The organism is Paenibacillus sp. FSL H7-0737, assembly GCF_000758545.1.
Taxonomy (GTDB): domain Bacteria; phylum Bacillota; class Bacilli; order Paenibacillales; family Paenibacillaceae; genus Paenibacillus_AQ.
In genome coordinates, this window is the sequence record NZ_CP009279.1 from 43,909 (window position 1) to 68,465 (window position 24,557).

General features: G+C 46.3%; 25 protein-coding genes. 24 read left to right on the forward strand and 1 reads right to left on the reverse strand.

From position 1 onward, the window contains the following. The first annotated feature begins 49 nt into the window (after positions 1 to 49). The 10 genes from rnmV to H70737_RS00245 all read left to right on the forward strand — a co-directional run bounded on the left by rnmV (position 50) and on the right by H70737_RS00245 (position 8,615). Positions 50 to 601 carry a ribonuclease M5 gene (gene rnmV, locus H70737_RS00195; RefSeq protein ID WP_042183831.1) on the forward strand — a complete coding sequence of 184 codons (552 nt, stop codon included), beginning with the start codon at positions 50 to 52 and terminating at the stop codon, positions 599 to 601. Further along, positions 598 to 1,482 (forward strand): 16S rRNA (adenine(1518)-N(6)/adenine(1519)-N(6))-dimethyltransferase RsmA, encoded by an 885-nt coding sequence (rsmA, locus tag H70737_RS00200; protein ID WP_042183833.1) that lies wholly within the window; start codon positions 598 to 600, stop codon positions 1,480 to 1,482. The genes rnmV and rsmA overlap by 4 nt, the downstream gene beginning before the upstream one ends. Before the next feature lie 71 nt (positions 1,483 to 1,553). After that, positions 1,554 to 2,456, forward strand: a complete 903-nt coding sequence (gene yabG, locus H70737_RS00205; RefSeq protein WP_042183835.1) for a sporulation peptidase YabG — start codon at positions 1,554 to 1,556, stop codon at positions 2,454 to 2,456. A 414-nt stretch (positions 2,457 to 2,870) separates the two neighbouring features. Beyond that, complete coding sequence (gene veg, locus H70737_RS00210; RefSeq protein WP_019914493.1) at positions 2,871 to 3,146, forward strand: biofilm formation stimulator Veg; 276 nt, start codon at positions 2,871 to 2,873, stop codon at positions 3,144 to 3,146. A gap of 181 nt (positions 3,147 to 3,327) precedes the next feature. Further along, positions 3,328 to 3,504: a small, acid-soluble spore protein, alpha/beta type gene (locus tag H70737_RS00215; protein WP_042183837.1), complete on the forward strand. Its 177-nt coding sequence runs from the start codon at positions 3,328 to 3,330 to the stop codon at positions 3,502 to 3,504. A 140-nt stretch (positions 3,505 to 3,644) separates the two neighbouring features. After that, on the forward strand, positions 3,645 to 4,499 hold the full coding sequence (ispE, locus tag H70737_RS00220; protein ID WP_042183839.1) for a 4-(cytidine 5'-diphospho)-2-C-methyl-D-erythritol kinase: 855 nt from the start codon (positions 3,645 to 3,647) through the stop codon (positions 4,497 to 4,499). A 76-nt stretch (positions 4,500 to 4,575) separates the two neighbouring features. After that, positions 4,576 to 5,403 carry a pur operon repressor gene (gene purR, locus H70737_RS00225; RefSeq protein WP_042183840.1) on the forward strand — a complete coding sequence of 276 codons (828 nt, stop codon included), beginning with the start codon at positions 4,576 to 4,578 and terminating at the stop codon, positions 5,401 to 5,403. A gap of 210 nt (positions 5,404 to 5,613) precedes the next feature. Then, a complete protein-coding gene (gene spoVG, locus H70737_RS00230; RefSeq protein WP_020425826.1) occupies positions 5,614 to 5,901 on the forward strand; it encodes a septation regulator SpoVG in 288 nt (95 codons plus the stop codon). A 272-nt stretch (positions 5,902 to 6,173) separates the two neighbouring features. After that, positions 6,174 to 7,574: a bifunctional UDP-N-acetylglucosamine diphosphorylase/glucosamine-1-phosphate N-acetyltransferase GlmU gene (gene glmU / locus H70737_RS00240; protein WP_042183845.1), complete on the forward strand. Its 1,401-nt coding sequence runs from the start codon at positions 6,174 to 6,176 to the stop codon at positions 7,572 to 7,574. Positions 7,575 to 7,661: 87 nt separating this feature from the next. Continuing rightward, complete coding sequence (locus H70737_RS00245) at positions 7,662 to 8,615, forward strand: ribose-phosphate diphosphokinase (RefSeq protein ID WP_036678796.1); 954 nt, start codon at positions 7,662 to 7,664, stop codon at positions 8,613 to 8,615. 185 nt (positions 8,616 to 8,800) lie between these two features. On the opposite strand, the gene H70737_RS00250 is transcribed toward H70737_RS00245, so the two are convergent. Continuing rightward, the gene (locus H70737_RS00250; protein WP_042183847.1) at positions 8,801 to 9,001 is read right to left on the reverse strand and encodes a hypothetical protein; all 201 of its coding nucleotides are present in this window, start codon (positions 8,999 to 9,001) and stop codon (positions 8,801 to 8,803) included. 124 nt (positions 9,002 to 9,125) lie between these two features. Between H70737_RS00250 and pth the strand changes: the two genes are divergently transcribed. From pth to spoIIE, 14 genes are all read left to right on the forward strand, one after another. Further along, positions 9,126 to 9,686, forward strand: coding sequence for an aminoacyl-tRNA hydrolase (pth, locus tag H70737_RS00255; RefSeq protein WP_042183849.1), 561 nt, complete (start codon positions 9,126 to 9,128; stop codon positions 9,684 to 9,686). A gap of 84 nt (positions 9,687 to 9,770) precedes the next feature. Beyond that, the gene (locus tag H70737_RS00260) at positions 9,771 to 10,001 is read left to right on the forward strand and encodes an anti-sigma-F factor Fin (protein ID WP_042123127.1); all 231 of its coding nucleotides are present in this window, start codon (positions 9,771 to 9,773) and stop codon (positions 9,999 to 10,001) included. Between the two features lie 131 nt (positions 10,002 to 10,132). Next, complete coding sequence (gene mfd / locus H70737_RS00265) at positions 10,133 to 13,657, forward strand: transcription-repair coupling factor (RefSeq protein ID WP_042123128.1); 3,525 nt, start codon at positions 10,133 to 10,135, stop codon at positions 13,655 to 13,657. Next, positions 13,644 to 14,687, forward strand: coding sequence for a peptidylprolyl isomerase (locus tag H70737_RS00270; RefSeq protein ID WP_042183851.1), 1,044 nt, complete (start codon positions 13,644 to 13,646; stop codon positions 14,685 to 14,687). Before mfd ends, H70737_RS00270 begins: the two co-directional genes overlap by 14 nt. A gap of 255 nt (positions 14,688 to 14,942) precedes the next feature. Next, on the forward strand, positions 14,943 to 15,485 hold the full coding sequence (gene spoVT / locus H70737_RS00275; RefSeq protein ID WP_042123132.1) for a stage V sporulation protein T: 543 nt from the start codon (positions 14,943 to 14,945) through the stop codon (positions 15,483 to 15,485). A 148-nt stretch (positions 15,486 to 15,633) separates the two neighbouring features. Beyond that, on the forward strand, positions 15,634 to 17,316 hold the full coding sequence (locus tag H70737_RS00280) for a putative polysaccharide biosynthesis protein (protein ID WP_042183853.1): 1,683 nt from the start codon (positions 15,634 to 15,636) through the stop codon (positions 17,314 to 17,316). Between the two features lie 66 nt (positions 17,317 to 17,382). Next, positions 17,383 to 18,882: a bifunctional methyltransferase/pyrophosphohydrolase YabN gene (gene mazG, locus H70737_RS00285; RefSeq protein ID WP_042183855.1), complete on the forward strand. Its 1,500-nt coding sequence runs from the start codon at positions 17,383 to 17,385 to the stop codon at positions 18,880 to 18,882. A 287-nt stretch (positions 18,883 to 19,169) separates the two neighbouring features. Then, positions 19,170 to 19,442, forward strand: a complete 273-nt coding sequence (locus H70737_RS00290; protein ID WP_036678778.1) for an HU family DNA-binding protein — start codon at positions 19,170 to 19,172, stop codon at positions 19,440 to 19,442. Further along, positions 19,442 to 19,720 (forward strand): RNA-binding S4 domain-containing protein, encoded by a 279-nt coding sequence (locus H70737_RS00295; RefSeq protein WP_042183857.1) that lies wholly within the window; start codon positions 19,442 to 19,444, stop codon positions 19,718 to 19,720. Before H70737_RS00290 ends, H70737_RS00295 begins: the two co-directional genes overlap by 1 nt. Positions 19,721 to 19,857: 137 nt before the next feature. Further along, positions 19,858 to 20,142, forward strand: a complete 285-nt coding sequence (gene yabP, locus H70737_RS00300) for a sporulation protein YabP (protein ID WP_042123140.1) — start codon at positions 19,858 to 19,860, stop codon at positions 20,140 to 20,142. Continuing rightward, on the forward strand, positions 20,139 to 20,702 hold the full coding sequence (gene yabQ, locus H70737_RS00305; RefSeq protein ID WP_042183859.1) for a spore cortex biosynthesis protein YabQ: 564 nt from the start codon (positions 20,139 to 20,141) through the stop codon (positions 20,700 to 20,702). Before yabP ends, yabQ begins: the two co-directional genes overlap by 4 nt. 23 nt (positions 20,703 to 20,725) lie before the next feature. After that, a complete protein-coding gene (locus tag H70737_RS00310; protein ID WP_042183861.1) occupies positions 20,726 to 21,061 on the forward strand; it encodes an FtsB family cell division protein in 336 nt (111 codons plus the stop codon). A gap of 124 nt (positions 21,062 to 21,185) precedes the next feature. After that, complete coding sequence (locus H70737_RS00315) at positions 21,186 to 21,686, forward strand: S1 domain-containing RNA-binding protein (RefSeq protein ID WP_036678766.1); 501 nt, start codon at positions 21,186 to 21,188, stop codon at positions 21,684 to 21,686. A 343-nt stretch (positions 21,687 to 22,029) separates the two neighbouring features. Continuing rightward, positions 22,030 to 24,537 (forward strand): stage II sporulation protein E, encoded by a 2,508-nt coding sequence (gene spoIIE / locus H70737_RS00320; protein WP_042183864.1) that lies wholly within the window; start codon positions 22,030 to 22,032, stop codon positions 24,535 to 24,537. The last annotated feature ends 20 nt before the right edge of the window (positions 24,538 to 24,557 follow it).

A 24,557-nucleotide genomic window follows, 5' to 3' on the forward strand; every position in this document is an offset into this window, starting at 1 on the left:
AGGAGCGAAACCTCTTCTTTTTTGCTTTTTTTGGAAGGAGTCAAGAGATATGATTAAGGAATTAATTGTCGTTGAAGGTAAGAGTGATACCGTCGCTGTTAAACGCGCTGTAGAAGCAGATACGATCGAAACAGGGGGCTCGGCTGTAGACCGGACCGTAATTGCGAAGATCGCGCTTGCTATGGAGCGTAGAGGAGTGATTATCCTTACTGACCCGGATCATGCGGGTGAACGAATTCGTAAGATTGTGTCCGCTAAGGTGCCGGGCTGTAAGCATGCCTTCATTCCTGAGAAGGACGCAACCCGCAAGGGAGATATCGGTGTGGAGAACGCTTCACCAGAGGCGATTCGTCATGCGCTGCGGAATGTACATACCTCTTTTGAAGGTGCACCTGCTTTAATTGGACTTGATGATTTAATGGCCGCTGGAATGCTTGTACACCCTCGAGCAGCTGAAAGACGTATGGCACTTGGTAATTTGCTTGGAATCGGATATTGTAATGGCAAGCAGCTGTACAAGCGGCTGGCGATGTTTGGAATTACGCGGGAGGAATTTGCCGGAGCTCTCGCCCAAATTGATCAGGGGGGCATTACTTCATGAGTGGTAGAGAGGAAATTTCGACTCCAAAACGGACGAAAGAAATTATTCAACGTTATGGATTCAAGTTCAAGAAGAGCTTAGGACAGAATTTTTTGATTGATCAAAATATATTGGACAAGATTGTTGACGCTGCTGGGCTAGATAGCGAATCAGGGGCATTGGAAATCGGTCCTGGGATTGGTGCCCTGACGGAGCGTTTGGCGCTAACCGCTGGTGCGGTGACCGCTGTGGAGATCGACCGTAGGCTGATTCCTATTTTAAGGGACGTACTTTCCCCTTATCCGCATGTTAAGGTTCGTAATGATGATGTTCTGAATGTAAATCTGCAGGAGCTGTTCAAAGAAGATTTTGCATCCGTGAACAAGGTAAGCGTAGTTGCCAATCTGCCGTATTATGTAACTACTCCGATTCTGATGAAGCTGCTCGAAGAGAAGCTTCCGCTTGATAACATTGTTGTAATGATTCAGAAAGAGGTTGCGGAGCGTATGGCCGCTTCTCCGGGAGGAAAGGAATACGGGAGTCTTAGCATTGCCGTGCAGTACTACAGCGAGCCTGAGCTCGTCTGCATTGTGCCGCGTACGGTGTTCATTCCTCAACCTAATGTGGAGTCCGCTGTAATCCGTCTAAAGGTAAGAGAGCGTCCACCGGTAGAAGTTGAGAGTGAGAAGCACTTCTTTGAGGTCGTCCAAGCTTCTTTCACACAGCGTCGCAAGACGATTGCTAACAATCTCAAGGCTCGTTACTTCCCTGAAGAGGGACGTGAGCGTCTGGAGGCTTTACTCGCAGAAGCTGGTATTGAACCAACACGTCGTGGAGAAACGTTAAGTCTAGAAGAATACGCCCGATTAAGCGGTGTTCTGTTGGCTGCTGGAATTGAATAAGCTAAAAACATAGCTAGTTATGAACCAACTGAGGCCTTTGCCCATACGATGGGGTAGAGGTGGTGGTTGTAATGAATTTAGGAGACTTGGTCGTTCGTAAATCTTATGGCGGAGATTTGACTTTTCGTGTAGATCATATTGTGCAGGACAGAGCCGTCATTAAAGGCACAGATTTCCGTCTGTTGGCGGATTCTCCTCTGAATGACTTGGTTCAAGTGCCTCCTACCCGAATTACGGAACGAGGACAGCAGGCACAGATTAAAGCGAATGAATCACTGACACAGCTGCGGAAAGACCGACAGGAGCAAAGTCAGAGGAGCGGGAGCGCTCTATCAGAAGGAGCATGGGCTCCATCGCCCAAGGAAGCTGCTTATTTTGAAGTGCCGGGAAAAGTACTGCATCTGGATGGCGATCCAGCGTATTTGAATAAGAGCCTTAGCTTATACGAGCAATTGCGGATCCCTGCTGAAGGCCATCATGTTCATGAGTCCGCAATGGCTGACACTTTATACCGGCTGCTGCCCCGCGTGCGTCCAGATATTGTGGTGATTACCGGTCATGACGGGGTGCTGAAGCAACAGCATACTTACGATCTTCACAGTCTGAGCAGCTATAAAAATTCGCAAAACTTCGTAGCTGCTATTAGGGTAGCTAGGGATTATGAGCGAAATTTTGATGCGTTGACGATTGTTGCAGGTGCTTGTCAGTCACATTTTGAAGCACTGCTGGGGGCAGGGGCGAATTTCGCCAGTTCTCCTGGACGGATATTGATCCATGCCCTAGACCCAGTTTATGTAGCGGCAAAATCGTCGTTCACGCCCATTAGGGATACGGTGAATCTGAGTGAGGTTTTGAACAACACCATTAGTGGTAATCAGGGAATCGGCGGTATTGAGACCCGTGGCAGCTTCCGTATTGGGATGCCGCGTCTGCAGAACCTGTCAGCACTAAAAGTGACACCTTCCGCAATTTAATCGACAGGTACTGGTCTATTTTCAAAGCTAATATGTAATTTGGAGTGGCCGAATAGAGTAACGCGAAGAAAGGGTGAGCGATGAGCTTAACCCTTTTTTTATATAAGAAAGTATAAGTTTCACGCTATACATTATCCTTATATTTCCCGCATAAACGCTAACCGTCCTTGTAGGGACGACGCCAAAGGCGATTATGCTTGTGTGAAATGGTAGTTATCTTTAAAGATCGACAATGTTATTTTTCTTGCTTTGTGGTAAACCTATTACAGATAACAAGGCTATTAGTTCGCCTCTGATTCTCCGCAAAAAAATTCCGTTGACAACCAAATATTCATCATCTATAATTATTTATTTGCTTTGACAAACACCTGGGGAAGTTGTATAATGGACAAGAAAAGAGGTGGTCGTCAGGCAATGGCTAATAACGCGCTGTTGGAAATCAAACGCAGTCTCGAAGCTCACGTCGGTCATAAGATCACGTTGCGTGCAAACGGAGGTCGTCGTAAAACCGTAGAACGCACCGGTGTCCTGGAAGAAACGTACCCTTCTGTATTTATTGTCAAACTGGATCAGGAGCAGCAAACATTCAAGCGAGTCTCCTATAGCTATGCCGATATCCTTACTGAATCTGTGGAAATCACAGTATGTGAAGACGATGGGCAGATGCGGATTATGTATATTAAAGCTTAATGTTTCACGGGCAGCTTCCTTTGGAGGCTGTTTTTTATTTGTATCAGAAACGGTTGTCCTTCATAAAGGACGACTGTTTCTTTTTTTTGCGTGAATATTCAGTGAATGATCCTTGTTCTAAGCAAGCATACTAATTGAGCAATCGGTTTATCATTTTCTTTCATAAGGGAGGAATTCCGTAATGAGCCGCAGAAAACGAGGCATGATGTCGGAAGAACTAAAGACAGAGTTAGCCAAGGAGCTTGGTTTTTACGAAACTGTGGAACGTGAAGGCTGGGGAGGAATACGGGCGAAGGATGCAGGTAATATGGTGAAAAGAGCGATTCAGCTCGCTGAAGAGGCTGCCCGGAAATCTTAATCTTTAGCGTGTGAACAATTATTTAACGAAAAAGGGTGCGTCTAACTGGCGACACCCTTTTATTATTGGACTTCATTAGAAGTTTTTCATATAATATGTTAAGTTGTTTTTACGGGAAAAGCTGAAGGTGGGTGAACGCCTTGAAAATGTATGAGAAGGCACCAGCTAAAATTAATTTGATGCTGGATGTGCTGCACAAGCGTGCTGACGGTTTTCATGAGGTGGAAATGATTATGACCATGGTAGATCTAGCAGACCGTTTAGAGCTGTCTGAGCTGCCAAGGGATACTATTATAATATCAAGTCAAGCGGGTTATATTCCCCTAGATGAGAAGAACCTGGCCTTTCAAGCGGCTAGGCTTATTAAAGAGCGTTATAACGTGAAGAGTGGTGTACATATCCATCTGGATAAAAGAATACCGGTGGCAGCTGGCCTGGCTGGCGGCAGCAGTGATGCAGCGGCTACCCTACGTGGTCTGAACCGACTGTGGCGCCTAGGTATACCTGCGCAGGAGCTGCAGGAGCTTGGCGCTGAGCTTGGCTCAGATGTGCCTTTCTGCGTTACAGGTGGCACTGCCTTGGCAACAGGTCGTGGCGAGAAGCTGACGCCGATTAAGAATCCTCCGCAATGCTGGGTAGTATTGGCTAAGCCACCTATCAATGTATCGACTGCGGAAGTATACGGACGTGTGCGGAGCAATAATATAGCTGTTCATCCTTCGGCTCGAAAGATGCAGGACGCGATCGAAGCTGGAGATTTTGGGGGCGTGTGTAATCATCTGGGCAATGTGCTTGAGGATGTTACCCTAAAGCTACATCCAGAGGTCCAGCAGCTCAAAGAGGCGATGGTTAAGCTCGGAGCAGACGGAGTGTTAATGTCCGGCAGCGGTCCTACAGTGTTCGGTTTAGTGTCCAAGCAGTCTAAAGTAGCAAGAATTTATAATGGACTGCGAGGGTTCTGCAAGGAAGTCTATGCAGTGAGATCACTCAATTAGTATGCTTCTCTTGTGTAAACCCGTACAAAAGTGATATATTTTTCATAAAATATTCGGTTTTGGCGAGGAGCATTCCGTGAAGAAATTAAAAAGAAGCCAACGTTTGGTAGACATGACTCAGTTTTTACTTGAGCGGCCACATGACCTACTGCCGCTGTCTATATTTGCCGATCGGTATGGAGCGGCTAAGTCCTCCATCAGTGAAGATTTGGCAATCATAAAAGAAGTATTTGAAGGTGAGGGCATTGGAGAGCTTCAGACCTTAGCCGGTGCAGCAGGTGGAGTACGTTATATTCCTGTGATGCCTAAAGAAATGGCGCTCTCTTTTGTTAAACGTTTATGTGTGCAGCTGGAACAGACAGATCGGATATTGCCTGGTGGTTATTTGTATATGTCGGACCTGCTTGGACTGCCATCTTTGATGGAGCAAGCTGGGAAGATCATCGCAACGGCCTTTTATGGATCGGAAATCGATGTGGTGATGACAGTAGAAACTAAAGGGATTCCGCTAGCCTATGCAACGGCAGCACAGCTCGGCTTGCCAGTGGTGCTGGTACGACGTGATCATCAGGTTACAGAAGGCTCAGCAGTAAGCATTAATTATGTATCTGGATCACATAAGAGCATACATACCATGTCTCTTTCTAGACGAGCACTCAAGGAGAAATCACGGGTACTCATTGTAGATGACTTTATGAAGGCAGGCGGGACCGTTCGAGGGATGGTTGATTTACTCGGTGAGTTCAATGCCGAAGTTGCTGGAGTGGGTGTGTTGGTCGAATCAGGTGCAGTAGAGACGGAAGAGCGTCTGTTGCATGACTATGTTTCTTTAGTGAAACTAAGCGAGGTAGACTCGAAAGAGCGGCGGATTTCCGCGCATCCGGGTAACTACTTTTCCTCTTGATAGATTGACGTTTCTTTGTTTTCAAAAAGCGTGGAAATTGTCGAAAACGTAAGGGATATTAAGAAAATCACCCGATGCGTGTCGAAAACAACAGATCCTAAAAAATATATTTCTTTTTTAGGTATTTTATGGAATCAAAAAGAAGGAATTCGCTTTGCTGTGTGGAATTATACACCAAGTCTCTGATGGAAAAAGGTGGTGAACACACACATGCAAATTACGGATGTCAGACTCCGCCGCGTTAACTCTGAGGGGAGAATGAAAGCAATCGCATCCATTACAATCGATAACGAGTTTGTTGTTCATGACATTCGCGTCATCGATGGTAATAACGGGATGTTTGTTGCAATGCCCAGCAAGCGTACACCGGATGGCGAATTCCGCGATATCGCTCACCCGATCTCTTCGGGAACACGCGAGAAGATTCAATCCGCGGTTCTGGCCGAGTACGATCGCGCCGCTACTGAAGAAGAAGAAGTTATTGAAGAGGGAGCTTAGGCTGCCTCGGAAGACGGCTACCTTTTGGGTGGCGTAGGATCCGCCGTTTTTGATAAGATCATACCGAATATACTTCATGACTTAAGCAGCTTGATCTTGCAAGAAAAGCTAGCGCTAGTGAAGGATTTGACGACATCTTCGAAAGGCAGCGATAAATGCTTTTCTAACATGGGGTTTATAGAAAAGAGAACCATGACTTCATGGTTCTCTTTTCTTTTTGCCCGGAATGAGATATATTCAGTAGTGAGTTCAAGAGTAGGAGGTTGGCATTCTTGAAAAGAATGGCTGTAGTTCTTGCCGCAGGTCAAGGCAAGCGAATGAAATCTAAATTATATAAGGTGCTGCACCCCGTTTGCGGTAAGCCAATGGTAGGGCACGTGCTTGATACAGTAGAAGCGACCGGATGCCAGCGCACCGTTGTTGTTGTTGGGCATGGCGCAGAGAAGGTTAAGGCCTATGTAGGGCAAAGTGCGGAATACGTGCTGCAGGAAACTCAGCTCGGTACTGGTCACGCTGTCAAACAAGCTAAGGATTTGCTCGGTGGTGAAGAAGGAACGACGATTGTTGCTTATGGTGACACTCCGCTTATTACATCGGAGACGCTGATAGGATTGATGGCTCTGCATGAGGAGCGTCAGGCGGCAGCGACTGTATTAACCGCAGTAATGGATGATCCATCTGGATTAGGACGGATTATACGTAGTGAAGATGGCGGCTTAATGAAGATCGTAGAACAGAAAGATTGTAATGCCGAACAGGCAGCTATTCATGAAATCAACACAGGAATTTATTGCTTTGATAACATTAAGTTATTTTCGGCTTTAGAGAAGGTTACTAACAGCAATAATCAACAGGAATATTATTTGACAGATGTTATCAGTATTTTGCGTGAGCAAGGTGATCTTGTTTTAGCATTCCAGACTGAGGATGCTAACGAGTCTATTGGTGTTAATGACCGTTTAGCTTTATCTGATGCGGAAGGTATTATGCGTCAACGTATCAACCGCAAACATATGCTGGGTGGCGTAACCATAATCGATCCTGCCTCCACATATATCGGAGCAGATGTAGTCATTGGGTCGGATACAACGATCTATCCAGGAACCATCTTGAAGGGTAAAACTGTAATCGGTGAGAACTGTGTGATCGGACCGGCAAGTGAAATCGAAGATTGTCAGATCATGGACGACGCGACGATTAAGCAATCCGTATTGAATCAAGCACAAGTTGGCGCACGGACTACCGTTGGGCCTTTTGCCTATTTGCGTCCAGGTTCTATACTTGGAGAAGAAGTGAAGGTTGGAGATTTCGTCGAGATCAAGAATGCTACGATTGGTGACGGTTCTAAGGTGTCGCATCTTAGCTATATTGGCGACGCATCTGTGGGTAAGAATGTAAACGTCGGTTGCGGTGCGATTACTGTTAACTACGACGGGTATAATAAATTTACGACAACAATTGAAGACGATGCCTTTATCGGCAGTAACGTTAACCTTATTGCACCGGTTTCTGTGGGCAAGGGGGCTTTTGTTGTAGCTGGTTCGACAATTACGCGTTCCGTTTCAGAGAACGATCTGGCTGTTGCCAGAGTACGGCAGGAGAATAAACCGGGATATGCAGAGAAGATCCGTTCCCGTGCAAAAGCGAAGAAAGACCACTCGAGTCCATCGTAAAGCGTTGCTAAGAAGCGCCGGACGGACTTATATTTCCGCGCCGGCGCCTTTGGAAAGCTAAATTCCGTCACGGAGGGTTTAAATTTTATGACTTATTGTGATTCCAAATTAAAGATTTTCACCTGTAACTCCAACCCAAAGCTTGCTAGTCAAATCGCTGATTACATCGGAATTCCGATGGGTGAATCGCATACTACAAGTTTTAGCGATGGAGAAATTCAGGTCAAGCTGTCAGAGAGCGTTCGGGGTTGTCATGTGTATATTGTTCAATCCACCTGCGGCCCGGTTAATGACAACCTAATGGAGCTTTTAGTTATGGTGGATGCACTCAAACGCGCCTCCGCAAAAAGCATCAATGTGGTTATCCCTTACTATGGTTACGCTCGTCAAGATCGGAAAGCTCGTTCCCGTGACCCTATTACGGCCAAGCTGGTAGCAAATTTGATTGAAAAAGCCGGCGCCCACCGTGTAATTACGATGGACCTCCATGCTATGCAGATTCAGGGATTCTTTGATATTCCAGTGGATCACTTGCTGGGAGTTCCTATCCTGGCTCAGTATTTCCGTTCCAAACAAATCGAGAACCCAGTTGTCGTATCGCCAGATCACGGCGGTGTAGTACGTGCAAGAAAGCTTGCTGATTTCCTGAACGCTCCGCTTGCAATTATAGACAAGCGTCGTCCAGAGCCGAATGTCAGCGAAGTCATGAACATTATCGGTAATATTGAAGGTAAAACAGCCATTCTGATCGATGATATTATCGATACTGCTGGAACCATTGTACTTGGTGCTAATGCTTTGATGGAAGGCGGCGTGAAGGAAGTATACGCTTGCTGTACACACCCAGTATTGTCTGGTCCTGCACATGAACGTCTGGAGAATTCTCCAATTAAAGAGATTATCGTGACAGATACGATTCCAATTCGCAGCGCGAACCCAACTTCTAAACTCAAAGTGTTGTCCGTGGCTCCACTTATGGGTGAGGCAATTATCCGCGTTCATGAAGAGTTGTCGATTAGTAAATTGTTTGAAATTGAATAAATATAATCAATAATAGCAAGCAAAAACGCCTTCGGCGTCCCAAAAGGACGGTAAGCGTTTATGCGAGAAATATAAGGTTGATGTATAGCGTGAAACTTATACATTCTTATATTGTACAAAAGGGTTACACCTCCGCTCTCGGAGATGTAACCCTTATCGGCGTGATGCAGGTAGAAGCGCTGGCTTCAATACCCGGCGCGGGAGACGAAGGTGAATATGCTGCGGTTATAGAGTGTCCCTTGCAGCTCCACGAATCCTTCGTCCACTGCTGTCAATACACCAATGTCAATGTGCACGTCGCCTCTGTATATTTCCACAGGCACAGCATATTGGATATGGTACTGAAAATCGCGCTGATGTGTTAAGATTCCACTTTGATGTAGCATAGGTTATCACCTGTCTTCGGAGTATAATTTCGCTCTGGTTGCACAGAGATATGTAGATAAGATCTATTGTACCAAAAACGGACTTCTCTTGCCGGAGAGCCCGATGGAAAGGAAAGGTTCGATAATGAAATGGATTGTCGGATTGGGAAATCCGGGAACACAATATGCGAAAACAAGGCATAATGTTGGTTTTATGGCATTGGATGAGCTTGCGGCTCAGAACGGGATTTCCTTCAACCAAAGCAAATGTAAATCCGTGATCGGTGAAGGGGTTATCGGGGGAGTCAAAACCGTATTGATTAAACCGATGACCTTTATGAATTTGTCCGGTGAGGCCGTTCGCGCTTATATGGATTATTACAAAGTTAAACTAGAAGATATGATCGTCGTCTACGATGATCTAGATACCGAAATCGGAAAAATTCGCTTGCGTTATCAAGGTAGTGCTGGTGGGCATAACGGAATTAAATCGATCATTCAGCATGTAGGTACACAAAGCTTTAATCGGGTACGAATGGGTATTTCTCGCCCTGAACCGGGTTTTGCAATAGTGGATTATGTTCTCTCTTCTTTTCCTAAAAAGGAAGGCGATCCTCTGAAGCAGATGATCCTTAATACTTGTGATGCACTGGAGTTCAGCTTACAGAATTCATTCGAACAGACGATGGCTAAATTCAATGGTTGATCTGTAAACTCTGTTGGTTATGAGGCTAAAGATGATGCTCCCCGGACATACTGAAGGTATATAGTACCTTCAGGAGGCATATAGATGGCAATAAACTATGTATGTAGGCACTGCAAGACATCTCTAGGCAGCATTAATAGAAGTGATGTAACAGAAATGCAGTTGGGCCTTCATTCCTTGACCCCTGCGGAGCGCAGAGATATAATAGCGTATAATTCAGAAGGTGAGATCACGGTAAAGGTGACTTGCGACTATTGCAAGGAGGCTTTAGAGCATAATCCGGAGCTTAGCCTGCTGACGAGTCCGCTTCAGTAGGTGATAGCGCCTGTCTCTATCGTCATCCGCAAGCCTTGGCGTTACAGCTGAGGCTTCTTTTCGATTCCAATCATAATAGGTGACGGTGGCTTTGGCTTCCGTTAGCCTGTTTAGTAAGAGAGGTGCGCCTGTTGTTACAAGGTATTATAGAAGCTTTTTCCAAGGATCCCGATTTCCAGTCTATCACCCAGGGTGTAGCTGCAGGTATGAAAGAGCAGCTCATATCGGGGCTTACAGGTTCAGCTAGACAGATCATGCTTGCAGCACTGCATGAAGAGACAGCTCGTCCCTTGCTTGTGGTGACTCATAATATGTTTTCGGCTCAGAAAATGGCCGATGATTTACAGGAAGCGCTTTCCCCGGAACGAGTATTGCTCTATCCTGCTAATGAACTTGTTGCTGCGGAAGCGGCTGTCTCAAGTCCAGAGACATTAGCCCAGCGTATTGATGTACTGACCAAATGTGCCCAGGGCTTCCGTGGTATTGTTGTAGTTCCCTACTCGGGAGTGCGCAGACTGCTCCCTGCACCAGAGGTTATGGCAGAGGCACAGGTTACGGTTTCTCAGGATGGAACGCTTGCTCTGGATGAATTCTTGATGTCCATGATCGAAATGGGTTATGAAAGAGTAGAGCGGGTTGAGAATCGCGGTGAACTGAGTGTAAGAGGTGGAATTATTGATTTTTATCCAATGACTTCTCCTTTGGCATATCGTGTTGAGTTATTTGATGATGAGGTTGATTCCATCAGAACTTTTGATCCAGTCGATCAGCGTTCTATTGATAAAGTACGAAGTGTGAAGATTACACCGGCTAAAGAGATTATAGCGAGCAGGTTTCGCCAGGAATCTGCTTCTGCTGAAGCATCTGTTATGCTGGAACGACAGCTTGAGAAAATGGCGGATCGGCAGGCTAAGTTGCGTCTAAAAGAAGAAATTGGACGCGAGCTAGAAATGCTGCGCGAAGGAACCTATTTTCCTGAAATCTATAAATATATCAGTCTTTTATACCCTGAACGCTCTCATTTATTTGATTACATGGCCCAGGATACGATCCTTATTCTCGATGAGCCGACAAGACTGCTTGAAACGGCGAAACAGCTCGAAAGAGATGAATCGGAATGGAACCTCCATCTGATGCAAAACGGCAAAACATTGCCGGATCTGGATCTCTCTGTCGAGACAGATGTTGTGATGTACAAACGTCCGTTCCAAAGCCTGTTTATGTCGATCTTTTTGCGCCAGGTCCCACACATTCAACCACAGAACATTCTTGGGTTTATTAGTCGTGGGATGCAGGATTTCCATGGTCAGATGAATGTGCTTAAATCGGAAATGGAGCGTTGGCAGAAGTCTGGTGTAAAGGTAATGATGCTTGCGAGCAGTGAAGAACGGATTGAACGTGTGCGCAGAGTCCTTTATGACTACGGCATTGATGAGCCAACGATCGTACAAGGAAACCTGGGTTCAGGCTTTGAGCTGCCTTCTATTCATTTAGCCGTTATCACTGAAGGAGAGATGTTCTCTCAGAAGCAGCGGAAGGCACGGAAGATCTCCAAAGGGATAGATAATGCTGAACGGATCAAGAGTTATACTGAGCTGAAAATTGGTGATTATGTTGTTCACCAGAACCATGGTATCGGTAAGTATATGGGGATCGGCACGCTGGAGGTCAGCGGTATTCATCGCGACTATATGCATATTTTATATGCGGGTGGCGATAAGCTCTCGGTTCCAATTGAGCAAATTGACTTGATTCAGAAATATGTCGGTTCAGAAGATAAAGAGCCGAAAGTATATAAATTAGGCGGTAATGAATGGACGCGGGTGACCAATAAGGTTCGCTCTTCCGTTCAGGATATTGCTGATGATCTAATCAAACTGTACGCTGAACGCCAAAGTGCAGCAGGGTATGGTTTTGAGAAGGACACACAGGAACAGCGTGAATTTGAAGAAATGTTCCCTTACGAGGAGACTCGGGATCAGCTTCGAGCGATTGAAGAGATTAAGAAGGATATGGAACAGAATCGTCCAATGGATCGGCTCCTTTGTGGAGACGTTGGATATGGTAAGACGGAGGTAGCTATACGAGCAGCCTTTAAATCAGCGATTGAAGGTAAACAGGTGGCTGTGCTGGTACCGACAACGATTCTAGCTCAGCAGCATTATGAGACCTTTCGGGAACGCTTCGCAAATTATCCGCTAAATATTCAAGTCCTAAGTCGTTTCCGCAGCCGTAAGGAGCAGAATGAGACGATTAAAGGCGTTCGGGCAGGAACGGTTGACGTGGTTATTGGTACCCACCGTTTGTTGTCTCAGGACCTTGTATTTAAGGACTTAGGTTTATTGATCGTGGATGAGGAACAGCGATTTGGCGTGACTCATAAAGAGAAGCTGAAGAAGTTAAAAACGAATGTAGATGTTCTTACCCTGACAGCAACTCCAATTCCTCGTACATTGCATATGTCGATGCTGGGAGTGCGTGATTTGTCTGTCATTGAGACGCCGCCGGAGAACCGTTTCCCCGTCCAGACTTATGTTGTTGAGCATAGTCAGACGCTTACGCGGGAAGCTGTAGAGCGTGAATTGGCTCGTGGCGGTCAAGTCTACTATCTCTATAATCGTGTGCAGGGCATTCAAGAAATGGCCGCTCAAATTTCTATGCTTGTTCCTGAGGCTAGGGTAGGCATCGGACATGGCCAAATGTCGGAAGCAGAGCTGGAGAAGACGATCCTTGATTTTCTTGATGGAGAATACGATGTGCTGGTCAGCACAAGTATTATTGAGACGGGTGTAGATATTCCTAACGTAAATACACTTATTGTGCATGATGCCGATAAGATGGGCTTGTCTCAGCTCTATCAATTACGTGGACGTGTAGGCCGGTCCAACCGGATTGCGTACGCCTATTTTACCTACCAGCGGGACAAGGTTCTGACTGAAGTGGCAGAGAAGCGGCTGCAATCTATTAAGGAATTTACGGAACTGGGTTCTGGTTTCAAAATAGCGATGCGGGATTTATCTATTCGTGGTGCCGGTAACTTACTTGGTGCAGAACAGCATGGCTTTATTGCATCCGTGGGATTTGATCTATACTCACAAATGCTGGCGGAGGAGATCCGCAAGCGTAAGGTTACTGTGCTTGGAGAGGAAGACACCTCGCTCAAAGAGGGCAATACCGTCATTGATTTGTCGATTGACGCATATCTGCCGTCCGAGTATATTTACGACAGTATCCAGAAAATTGAAATCTACAAAAAAGTTGCGGCAGTAACATCCTTCGATGATGCTTCTGAGCTTGAGGATGAGCTCTTGGATCGGTTCGGAGAACTGCCTGAAGCAGTTGTTAATCTATTAACTGTGGCTCGTCTAAAAGTGTATGGAAAAATGTATGGTATTGACTCCATGATCAGACGTGGTGATGATGTTACCCTGAATTTCTATGAGGGAAGTCTTGGCGCTCTGGATACGGCCAAACTCGCCAAAGTTGGAAATAGCTTCGAAAGACGTGTACAATTCGATAGAGATGCTAAAGCCAGTATCCGAGTAAAGTCGAAAGACTTAAGTGATAAACAGCTGCTTGACTTGCTTGAACAGTTTCTTAAGGAAGCTAAACAGTCTTTTAAATCGAAGGGAGAACTACACAATGTCGTTAAATAAAAAAAAATCATGGAAAGTACTGCTCGTTTCATTGGTAGCAGCGGTTTCCTTTTCTATGCTAGCAGCATGCGGTAGTAGTGCTGATGATAGCAAGGCAGTTGCGACTTATAAAGGTGGAACAATCACAGAGAAGGAATTTGCTATGGATCAAAAAATCATGAAATTCCTCTCCCCACAGCAAGCGCAATATTTAGAGATTGAGGCGTTTAAGGAATCTATTTTGAAGCAGGAAGTGGGCTTTGAATATTTGGCTTCCAAAGCAACGGATGAAGCGAAGAAGCAGGCGAAGAAAGAGGCTGATAGCCAAATCGCTGACTTGAAGAAAGCTCTGGGCGACACTTATAAGAAAACACTTAAAGACGCAGACGTTACAGAGGGCGATATCCATAGTTATATGGAGCGTGTGCTGACGGTTTATCAGGATATGCTGCTTAAAGTGACAGATGATCAGGTTGTCAAAGAATTTGAAGCTACAAAAGGTGACTTTACGGTAGCGACTTTGCGCCATGTGCTAATCGGTCTGACAGATGCTAACAACAAAGAGCGCACTAGCGAAGAAGCACTGAAAATCGCGAAGGAAGTTAAGGCAAAGCTGGACGGCGGAGCTGATTTTGCAGCAATCGCTAAGGAATACACTGACGATACAAGCTCTAAGGAAACAGGCGGAGAATATAAAGATAAAGCTGTAGGAACGTATGTAGACGAGTTTAAGAAGGCTGCTCAAACCTTGCCTTTGAATACCATTAGTGATCCTGTAGAGACTTCTTATGGTTACCACATTATCAAAGTGGAGTCCCGTACCGACAAAACCTTTGATCAGTTAACGGATGAACAAAAAGAAGGCATTAAGAGCTCCATTGTGTCCAAGAACCTAGAAGCGTTCATGGAGAAAGATCTGGAAGGCATTATTGAGAGCATCAATCTGCCGAAGAGCTCTGCTGCCGCAGATGAATCCGGAACAAAAAATAGCGGAACAGAAGCCACTACAGCGCCAAGCGCATCCCCAAGTGCTACAAAAGCTGCTGAATAAACATCGGTAAAAATGGACAAGCTTACCTTAGAAAAGCCATCCTCACTTAATGTGAAGATGGCTTTTTATTTCGAAGAAACATCTTCAGAACGGCCTTTATCTTGATGCAGATATTAATACATGTCAGCTTATGTATAAGGATCTGGGAAGAGATGAATACTATGGTCAGATATTACGATAAATCACTGGGATTATCCTTTCCCATAATGGACAGTAGTAAGACCATACTTCTTAAGAAAGCGGGGCACATGTGAAATGAAAGCTACTGGAATTGTTCGGCGTATTGATGATCTCGGACGAGTGGTTATTCCCAAAGAAATTAGACGTACTCTACGGATTAGAGAAGGCGACCCACTGGAAATTTTCGTCGATCGGGACGGTGAAGTCATACTCAAGAAATATTCCCCGATTGGCGAGCTTGGTGACTTTGCAAAAGAGTACGCGGAGTCCTTGTTCGAAGGTACTGGGCATATTACGATGATTGCTGATCGTGATACCTTTATTGCACTGGCTGGTGGCTCCAAGAAAGACTATTTGGAAAAACAAGTAGGAATTCTTTTGGAGAAGGTCATGGATAGTCGTAAGACTGTACTGGAAACCAACGAAGGCAGTTATGAAATCGCTAAAGATCATCCGGATTTGGTGTCCTCATATGTAGCCTCACCGATCATTTCCGGTGGAGATCCTATTGGTTGTGTAGTGATGGTAAGTAAGGATGATTCAGCGAAAATGTCGTCAATGGAAGTGAAAATGGCCGAAACCGCCGCCGCATTCCTTGGCAAGCAAATGGAGCAATAGCCGTAATGTAGACCCCGCTTTCCTTTTGGTAAGATATACAAAGGGCAAACGGGGTTTTGTCGTTCTTACAAAACCGTTTCTACTTGTGGGTATACATACGTTATAATATAGAAATTCATCCCATTAAAGTTGTAGAAGCAGGTACTTTATGAAATCGAACTCACAAACATCACGATTGCTGCAAGGGGCATTTATTCTAAGTGCAGCAGCGATTATTTCAAAGCTTATAGGTACACTCCAAAAAATCCCGCTGCAAAATCTAGGCGGAGATGCGGTATTTGGTATATACAACACGGTTTATCCTTTGTACACGATGTTGTTGACGGTAGCGATGCTGGGTCTGCCAGCGGCCATATCCAAATTTGTCGCTGAAGCCTCTGCAGGAAGGCGGGATGACGAGGGTCGGCGGATTCTGCGGTTATCTGCGGTTATAACAGCCATAAGCGGTTTGGTTATCGGAGCAATCACCTATGCAGGTGCGCCGATTATAGCTGGGTGGGTCGGCAACTCGCATGTGATGCCCGCTTTGCGGGCAAGTGCGTGGGGACTTGCGGTTGTTCCAATCATGTCAGCTCTTCGGGGTTACTTTCAGGGTCTTCATAATATGGTTCCGACGGCTGTGTCACAAATTGTAGAGCAGTCTGTACGTGTTACAGTAATGATTGTACTGCTCTTATATCTGACCTCACTGGGTGCAGGAGCTGAGAGCATTGCTGCTGGCGCATTGCTTGGTTCAGCCGGGGGAGGGGCAGCAGGGCTTGTGATTATGCTGCTATTTTTGCGACGTCATCGGCGGGTGTTAAGACAAGGGTCCCCTTTAGATGCTGCCGCTTCTGTCGAAAGTCAGGGTTTAAAGCTGCCCAATGCAGATAATGAGGGGCGTTCGAATCAACGGATTATGGGCGTTAAAGCAGGGGCCTTGCTGGCTTATGGAATTCCCGTGATGCTTGGTGCGCTGGCAATGCCTCTTATCGGTCTTGTAGATGTATTCACTGTACCTCGCTTGCTATCCTCTGTAGGAAGCGAAGTGGAGGCAATGACACAGTTTGGTGTATACAATCGTGGTTTGCCACTAGTGCAGATTGTAACGATGATTGCCACTTCTTTGTCTGTTGTGTTCATACCAGCCTTAGCAGAGGCGAAGTATAAGGGAGATATGAAGCTGATCGAGAACCGTTGCAGCTTGTCGCTGCGTTGGTTCTGGCTGCTAGGGCTGGCAGCGTCAGCGGGCCTTGCAGTGCTTGCTGAGCCGATTAATATGGCTCTTTATGGCGACACCGCCGGCAGCAGCACTATGACTTGGCTGGCCTTAACCGCTGTTGGCGGTACGGTCAGCATCATCTCGGCTGCACTCCTGCAGGGCCTCGGCTACGTGCGCGCCCCGGCCCTGCACCTTTTGGCCGCCGCGCTGCTCAAGGCGGCCCTGAACCTGCTGCTGGTTCCGCAGCAGGGCATTACCGGCGCAGCCATCGCTGGCGTGGCTGCGCATTCGTTCGCAGCAGCGCTCAACGTGCTGCTGCTGTACCGCCAGGGCCATCTGCGGCTTCGCCTCGCAGATGCCCTGGCACGGCCCGCGCTGCTCACAGCGGGCCTGGCTCTTGCCGCCGCAGCCACCAGCTGGGGCGTGGACGCTGCGGCTACGGCCGCTGGCATCGGCGGCGGGCGCACTGCCAGCTTGGCGCAGAGCCTGCTCGGGGTGCTCGCAGGCTGTGCTGTCTTTGCCGTAGGGGCTATAGTCCTTCGGCTCCTTAGCGAGAGCGAGCTTCGCCAGCTTCCAGGCTTCGGCCCGTCTCTGGCGGACAAGCTGAAGAAGCTGCGCTTATTCCCTTAATCAACGTTTACATCACAATATAAAAATGCGGTCTGCTGAGACAGCCGCTTAAGAGGAGGAACAGACATGAGTGCAACATTAACGGTCGTCGGTCTGGGTTCAGGCAACCCTGATCGATTGACGCTAGGAATTATAAAGAAGCTGAAGGCAGCATCCGTTGTCTATGTCCGCACAAAAGAGCATCCAGTCATGGCTGCCCTCTCCGAGCTTGAAATAACTTCACAGTCCTTTGATGGATTGTATGAATCTTTATCCTCGTTTCCAGAGGTGTATGCAGCGATTACTTCAAAACTGATTGAAGAGGCACAAGCAGCAGCAGACGGTACAGATATTGTTTACGCGGTTCCGGGTCATCCTATGGTTGCGGAATCAGCGGTTTCGCAGCTGCGCGAGCGGTGTCCTGAGGAAGGCATTGAACTGCAAATATTGGGTGGGGAGAGCTTTCTCGACGAGGCGTTTGTTCGACTGGGGTTTGACCCCATTGAAGGGTTTCAGTTACTAGATGCTTCAGGCATTCGCAGTGCTCAGCTTCAGCCTGAACTACATACTCTGATTGGTCAGGTGTACGATAGCTTTACAGCCTCGGAGACAAAATTATGTTTGATGGAGCTGTACCCGCCTGAATATGAAGTTGTTGTGGGGCATGCACTCGGTGTCGAGAACGAAGAAAGTATTGTAAGAGTCCCACTGTACGAACTGGATCGACTCGACGGTTATGGCAACCTGTCGTTAGTTTATGTACCTGCCAATCGTGACGAGAATCTAAGAAATCGTACCTTTGCCCGTCTGCATGAGATTGTCGATATTCTTCGAAGCCCGGAAGGTTGTCCATGGGATCGGGAGCAGACACATGAATCCCTGCGCAAAAATTTAATCGAAGAAACCTATGAAGTCCTTGAAACGATTGATGAGGATGACCCCGATCATATGAAAGAGGAGCTGGGCGACCTTTTGCTGCAAATTATGCTTCACTCTCAAATGGAGGAGGAGCTTGGCACGTTTAACGTGTATGACGTCATTGAAGGGCTGAATGATAAGCTTATCTTCCGTCACCCTCACGTATTTGGGGATACCAATGCGAATGATGCCGAAGAAGCGCTGAAGAACTGGGAGGGCATGAAGGCAGAAGAGAAGCGGCGTAAAGGTGTGAAGCCAGAGGAATTATCCGTTCTTAGTGGTGTTCCGCGTGACCTACCTGCTCTTATGAAGGCATACAAGCTTCAGAAAAAAGCATCCAAGGTGGGGTTTGACTGGGACAACGCTACGGATTGCATAGCCAAGATTCGTGAGGAGATTGATGAGCTGCAGGAGGCGATTGACACAGATGCGGCGACAGATGATCAAATTCTGGAACTTGGGGATTTGTTGTTTGCAGTTACGAATGTCGCTCGTTTTATCGGTGCAGATCCGGAAGAGGCATTAACCCGGACTAACCGTAAATTTGTGCGCCGGTTTCAATATATTGAGCAAAGCTTGCAGCGCAAGGGAACGAGCGTAAAGGATAGTAGTTTGGAAGAGATGGAAGAACTATGGCAAGAGGCTAAGGCTGAGGAGCGAAAAGTCTAGTAATTCACAGCCCCTTTACGGTATATGGACTCCAAAATGGGGCAATGCTGTGGATGTAGCTTTTATTTTCTGATTTAGAATGTGGCCAGTAGTTTAATAGTGCTATAGAATAGATTCTGCGACGATTTCTGAGAAATAACTGCTTCTTTTTTAAAAAAACGACGAATCGTGGCAGGATTTTAAGGTGACATCAAGAATAACATAAAGACGAAATGCGATTCGCCCCATATTATGGTGGTGATTCTCGTTTCATTTATTTTTTCGTATCCTAGGAGGAACTTTAAATTATGAACAAGACAGATTTGGTAAACAACATTTCCGAGAAAAACGGATTGGCAAAAAAAGATGTAGAAGCAGTATTGAACGGATTCTTGGGTGAGATTACAGAAGCTTTGGCAAAAGGTGATAAAGTCCAACTGATCGGTTTCGGAACTTTTGAAACTCGCAAACGTGCAGGACGCACTGGTCGCAACCCGCAAACGGGCACTACGATTGAAATTCCAGAATCGACTGTACCGGCTTTCAAAGCTGGTAACAAGCTTAAAGAAGCCGTTAACTAATGCGTCTTGACAAATTCCTGAAAGTGTCCCGTTTAATTAAGCGCCGAACAGTGGCCAAGGATGTGTCCGAACAAGGCCGGGTACTGATTAACGGGCGGGAATCTAAACCTAGTAGTGCAGTTAAGATCGGTGACGAGATTACTGTACAATTTGGACAAAAGCTTGTAACGGTCAAAGTAGAAAAGCTGGTCGAAACGACTCGCAAGGACGAGGCCGCTGGTATGTATACTCTAGTTCGGGAAGAGCCTGTTGCCAAAAGCAGCGGACTGGACTGGTAAGAGTAATAGAAGAAGGCATAACTTTACATTTTGTAGAGTTGTGCCTTCTTTTTGTTTCTATTATTTTTAGTGGGACGGGATGTTCTATAACTTCTGCCTCTGCCATAGATTAGAGGTAAGAAGGAGGGGTACATGCTATGATCGAGCCAGGAAAGGTAAACAAACAGCATGATCTGCACATGCGCAGTCGGAAGCAGCTGGAGTTGACGGGCGTGCAAAATGTGGAGAGCTTCGACAGCGAGGAATTTTTGCTTCGTACAGAACTCGGCCATCTCACCATTCGCGGGAATCATTTACATATCAAAAATTTAAGTCTGGAGAACGGAATGTTGTCCCTAGAGGGCAATGTACATTCCCTGATTTATCTCGATCCCGGATCGCAGGGCAAAAATAAAGGTCTGCTCGGTAAGCTATTTAAATGAATCCTGCAGTCCAGTGGGTGACGCTGTTCTACATGATCATGGCCGGGCTGGCAATGGGACTGGCCTATGACAGCTACCGGGTGCTGTCGCTGAAGTTCAATTTTCCCAAATGGCTGAATGCCATGCTAGATCTACTGTATTGGCTTTGGGCCGCCTTGCTCGTTTTTCGTATGCTGTATGCCGGAAATCAAGGACAATTGCGGTTTTATGTCTTTCTAGGTTTGTTTCTAGGAGTATGGATCTATTTTTTAATCTTCAGTGTTACGGTGCGGCGTTTTGTGTTAAGGTTAATTCAATCGGTTCAGTATATGTGCAGGTTGCTGTGGAGACTTGTGGAGATCCTGATAGGTACACCTCTTCTCTGGCTTTGGCGATTTATTTTAGGGCTGCTAAAGCTACTAGGTCGTATTCTGCGGTTCATCTTTAAGCTTCTGCTGCGTCTGACCAAACCAATTTGGGTATTACCTGTTAGGTGGATCTCTCCACAGTTATCGCGGCTGACACATAGCGCCTGGATTGTGAGGATCACTGAATGGATTACCAAATGGCGGAAACGCTGACCTTGAATTAGGGGGTACGTTGCATGAACAGATTTACTGCGGAAGAGAAAAGTAATCATAGCAAAAATTCGGCCGCAGGCGCGAAGAGAAGAAGATTTATGTGGATTGTCTTTGTGGCAGTATTTTTTGGTTGGGCGGGTTATACTTACTTCGCTCAAAGTGCGGTCATTGCGGACAAGGGTGAGGAACTTGCAAAGAAACAGGAGACTAGTGAGGATGTCATGGCATCTTTAACTCAATTAAAATATGAATTATCCAGACTTAATGATGACGAGTATATTGGCCAATTAGCACGTAAATGGTACAATATCTATCCTCAAGGGGAAACTCCTATTCGAACAGAGCAATCAGAGCAATAATAGCGGCGAAAAGAGGCTTTTACTCTGTTGCCTTGCTTTGCTCTTTACTGTATAATCAAATCACCGCAGACAGGATGACCTTAATATTCGTCTGTATATTTTTAAGGGAGGATCATTTTATTCTATGGCAATTGAAGTGGGCACCAAGTTAGAAGGCAAAGTGACAGGCATCACGCATTTCGGAGCATTTGTGGATCTGTCAGGAGGTGTCACAGGTCTCGTTCACATCTCGGAAATCGCCGATAATTATGTCAAGGATGTTAACGATCATCTGAAGATTAGTGATGTAGTAACAGTCAAGGTGATCAACGTCGATAAGGACGGCAAGATCGGACTTTCCATTAAGCAGGCTGTTGACAAGCCAGCATCGGAAGTACGTCCGCCTAGAGCTCCAAGACCAGAACGTCCTAGCGGCGGAGACCGTTTCGGCGGTGGAGGCGGCAGTGGTGGAGGCGGCGGTGGATTCAATCGTGAACGGGGTGGGCGTCCATTTAAGCCTGCAGCCGGTAAACCTTCATTCGAGGATAAAATGTCGCGATTCCTGAAAGACAGCGAAGAACGGATATCTTCGATTAAGAAGAACACAGAAGGAAAGCGCGGAGGCCGTGGAGCTAAACGCGTATAATCCAATACCTGTACATCATAAATAACCGCAGGGGCATTTCGCCCTTGCGGTTTTTTTGTCATGTCATATAAAATTGCCGACAGCATCCATGTCATTCTCACATAACTCTAGGGCAATCGCTGACGAATAACCGCCGCGTCAGCGCGTGAAATTACGTTGTAAACAATCTTGAAACCAATCAACCTACCGTCCCGCAAGGGATAGAACCGCTTTTTTACAGATCATGAATGAAGGCTTTTTTGTCGGAAATTTCTTGTGTGTGTCCCTCCATTTCTGACAAACTTTCTCAATTCCCCGGTTATATAATGAGTACCATAAATTCTTAAACGGGTGGTGTAGGGGAATGAGTAAAAGCAACGTGGTAAATTTGCCAGAGTGGACAAGAGTAGGAAGTGAAGATAAGAAGCAGAGACAAGCATTGCGCACGCGTATTACAGCTTGGGGTCAGAAGCAGCGGTATATTCAGCTAATAGCAGCGAAGAAATGGATGCTATTGCTTAGTTTCATGGGGTTTCTGCTGGGTAGAGCCATGATTCTGGACGAACTATCCCCTTTTGCTGTCGCATACTTTGCCGTCATTGTGTTTATGCGTCGCGACTCTATTCTACCTGTAGCTGCAGCCATTATAGCTGGAAGTCTCTTTACTCCATTCCCTGGAGCTTTGGTTACTACTGCTGAGCTGATTATTTTCTTTTTAGTTTATAAAGGCTTGGAAAGTTATGAACGAATAGATTTATCTTATGCACCACTAATGGTGTTCGTGTCTTCGTTTATGGTTGGCTTGTTCCAGATTGTTATTGGACCTTCTCTTTCTTGGTATCCGCTTATGATGACAACACTAGATGCTTTACTAGGTTTTGTGCTTACACTTGTGTTCATTCAAGCGCTGCCTTTACTAACCTATAAGCAAAAGAGTAGAGCGCTCAGGAACGAGGAGATTCTGTGCCTTATTATCTTACTTGCCTCAGTAATGACGGGCCTTGTGGGCTGGACCCTTAATGGTTTGTCTTTGGAGCATATATTGTCACGATATTTGATTCTACTCTTCGCCATGGCAGGGGGGGCTCCTCTTGGGGCTGCTGTTGGAGTGGTGACCGGATTGATTCTCAGTTTGGCGGATATTAGTGCTATCTATCAGATGAGCCTGCTTGCTTTTTCTGGAATGCTAGCGGGAATGATGCAGGGTGGTCGAAAAGGTGCAGTATCTATCGGGATGTTGCTAGGATCCACGATCCTTTCCGTCTATTTTACGGGTCCGGGTGATATGATGGCCTCAACATGGGAAACCTGCGTAGCGGTAGTGCTATTTCTTATAACGCCTAAGGCGATGATATCTGCCATTGCTAAATATGTTCCTGGCACGTCAGATCATAGCCGATCTCAACACGAATATGCGCGAAGGGTCAGGGATTTAACGGCAGAACGGGTGACGCAATTCTCACAGGTATTCCAGCAGCTGTCGAGCAGCTTTGGGCAGATTCCACGTGCCGGAGAAGTAGGGAAGTCAGACCGTGAGATGGAGGATTTCATGAGTACGGTGACAGAGGGGGCCTGTGCAGGATGCATTCGGCGTTCCCACTGCTGGGATGCAAAATTCTATCAGACGTATAGATATATGACAGATATGATGACTACTGTTGAGGAATGCCCTGATATTACGGCAGCTCAGCTGCCTCCGGAATGGAGCCGGATTTGCGGTAAAACTGGTGAAGTGCTTGAAGTCATGAAAGGACAATATGATCTTTACCAACATGATATGCGATGGAAAAGACAAATATACGATAGTCGCCAATTTGTTGCCGAGCAGTTATCGGGCGTGTCACAGGTTATGGAGGACCTAGCGCGTGAAATAAAACGTGAGGGACAGGCTATGTATCGTCAGGAAGCTCAAATCCGTGAGACATTGGAGAAATTAGGGCTGTCTATTCATAGTATCGAAATCCTAAGTTTAGATCCTGGGCGTGTAGAAATAGAGGTGGTGCATGCCTATACTCGTGGTTTTGATGAATGCCGTAAAATGATCGCTCCGCTCCTTTCCGACATACTAGATGAGAATATTGCTGTCATGAGCGAGACAGCAGTCCATCCTCGGGAAGGATTGTCGATGGTTACCTTCGGTTCAGCCAAAGCCTTTGAGATAAACACAGGAGTGGCCGTTGTTTCTAAAGGAGGAGATATGTTATCTGGCGATAGCTTCAGTACCGTAGAGCTTGGAAACGGCACCTTTGCAGTATCCATTAGCGATGGAATGGGAAATGGTGAGCGGGCGAGAATGGAGAGTAGTGCCGCCCTCGGTATGTTAGAAAAGCTACTGCAATCCGGTATGGATGAGAAGCTGGCTGTAAAGTCGGTAAACTCTATTCTCTTATTACGTTCTCCTGACGAGTTCTACGCTACCGTTGACATGGCTTTGATCGATCAGTATTCCGCACAGACAACTTTTATGAAGATTGCTTCTGCACCGAGCTTTATCCGGAGGGGTAGTGAGGTCATTCCAATAACCTCTAGCAATCTGCCTATAGGAATCATTAAAGATATCGATGTGGATCTGATTAGCATGCAGCTTCGGGCCGGTGATATTTTGATTATGATGACGGATGGTATTTATGATGCGCCAGGATATGCCGTTAATAAGGAGATATGGATGAAACGGTTGATCCAAGAGCTTGAGGGGGATGATCCTCAAGATTTGGCGGATAGCCTGTTAGATAAGGTAATCCGTTATCAGGGCAATGAGATCCATGATGACATGACAATTGTCATCAGTCGTGTAGATCATTTCCATCCGGAATGGTCCAGCCTGCATATGCCTGGTGTTGGCCGAATGGAGCGTCCGCGTACGGTGAGTTAGATGGTTGGGCACGCGCGAAG

Excerpts from the sequence above, each read along its gene's own strand:
- rnmV (WP_042183831.1), top strand. The coding sequence starts at position 50 with ATGATTAAGGAATTAATTGTCGTTGAAGGTAAGAGTGATACCGTCGCT.
- rsmA (WP_042183833.1), top strand. The coding sequence starts at position 598 with ATGAGTGGTAGAGAGGAAATTTCGACTCCAAAACGGACGAAAGAAATT.
- yabG (WP_042183835.1), top strand. The coding sequence starts at position 1,554 with ATGAATTTAGGAGACTTGGTCGTTCGTAAATCTTATGGCGGAGATTTG.
- veg (WP_019914493.1), top strand. The coding sequence starts at position 2,871 with ATGGCTAATAACGCGCTGTTGGAAATCAAACGCAGTCTCGAAGCTCAC.
- H70737_RS00215 (WP_042183837.1), top strand. The coding sequence starts at position 3,328 with ATGAGCCGCAGAAAACGAGGCATGATGTCGGAAGAACTAAAGACAGAG.
- spoVG (WP_020425826.1), top strand. The coding sequence starts at position 5,614 with ATGCAAATTACGGATGTCAGACTCCGCCGCGTTAACTCTGAGGGGAGA.
- H70737_RS00245 (WP_036678796.1), top strand. The coding sequence starts at position 7,662 with ATGACTTATTGTGATTCCAAATTAAAGATTTTCACCTGTAACTCCAAC.
- H70737_RS00250 (WP_042183847.1), bottom strand. The coding sequence starts at position 9,001 with ATGCTACATCAAAGTGGAATCTTAACACATCAGCGCGATTTTCAGTAC.
- pth (WP_042183849.1), top strand. The coding sequence starts at position 9,126 with ATGAAATGGATTGTCGGATTGGGAAATCCGGGAACACAATATGCGAAA.
- H70737_RS00260 (WP_042123127.1), top strand. The coding sequence starts at position 9,771 with ATGGCAATAAACTATGTATGTAGGCACTGCAAGACATCTCTAGGCAGC.
- H70737_RS00270 (WP_042183851.1), top strand. The coding sequence starts at position 13,644 with ATGTCGTTAAATAAAAAAAAATCATGGAAAGTACTGCTCGTTTCATTG.
- spoVT (WP_042123132.1), top strand. The coding sequence starts at position 14,943 with ATGAAAGCTACTGGAATTGTTCGGCGTATTGATGATCTCGGACGAGTG.
- H70737_RS00280 (WP_042183853.1), top strand. The coding sequence starts at position 15,634 with ATGAAATCGAACTCACAAACATCACGATTGCTGCAAGGGGCATTTATT.
- mazG (WP_042183855.1), top strand. The coding sequence starts at position 17,383 with ATGAGTGCAACATTAACGGTCGTCGGTCTGGGTTCAGGCAACCCTGAT.
- H70737_RS00290 (WP_036678778.1), top strand. The coding sequence starts at position 19,170 with ATGAACAAGACAGATTTGGTAAACAACATTTCCGAGAAAAACGGATTG.
- H70737_RS00295 (WP_042183857.1), top strand. The coding sequence starts at position 19,442 with ATGCGTCTTGACAAATTCCTGAAAGTGTCCCGTTTAATTAAGCGCCGA.
- yabP (WP_042123140.1), top strand. The coding sequence starts at position 19,858 with ATGATCGAGCCAGGAAAGGTAAACAAACAGCATGATCTGCACATGCGC.
- yabQ (WP_042183859.1), top strand. The coding sequence starts at position 20,139 with ATGAATCCTGCAGTCCAGTGGGTGACGCTGTTCTACATGATCATGGCC.
- H70737_RS00310 (WP_042183861.1), top strand. The coding sequence starts at position 20,726 with ATGAACAGATTTACTGCGGAAGAGAAAAGTAATCATAGCAAAAATTCG.
- H70737_RS00315 (WP_036678766.1), top strand. The coding sequence starts at position 21,186 with ATGGCAATTGAAGTGGGCACCAAGTTAGAAGGCAAAGTGACAGGCATC.
- spoIIE (WP_042183864.1), top strand. The coding sequence starts at position 22,030 with ATGAGTAAAAGCAACGTGGTAAATTTGCCAGAGTGGACAAGAGTAGGA.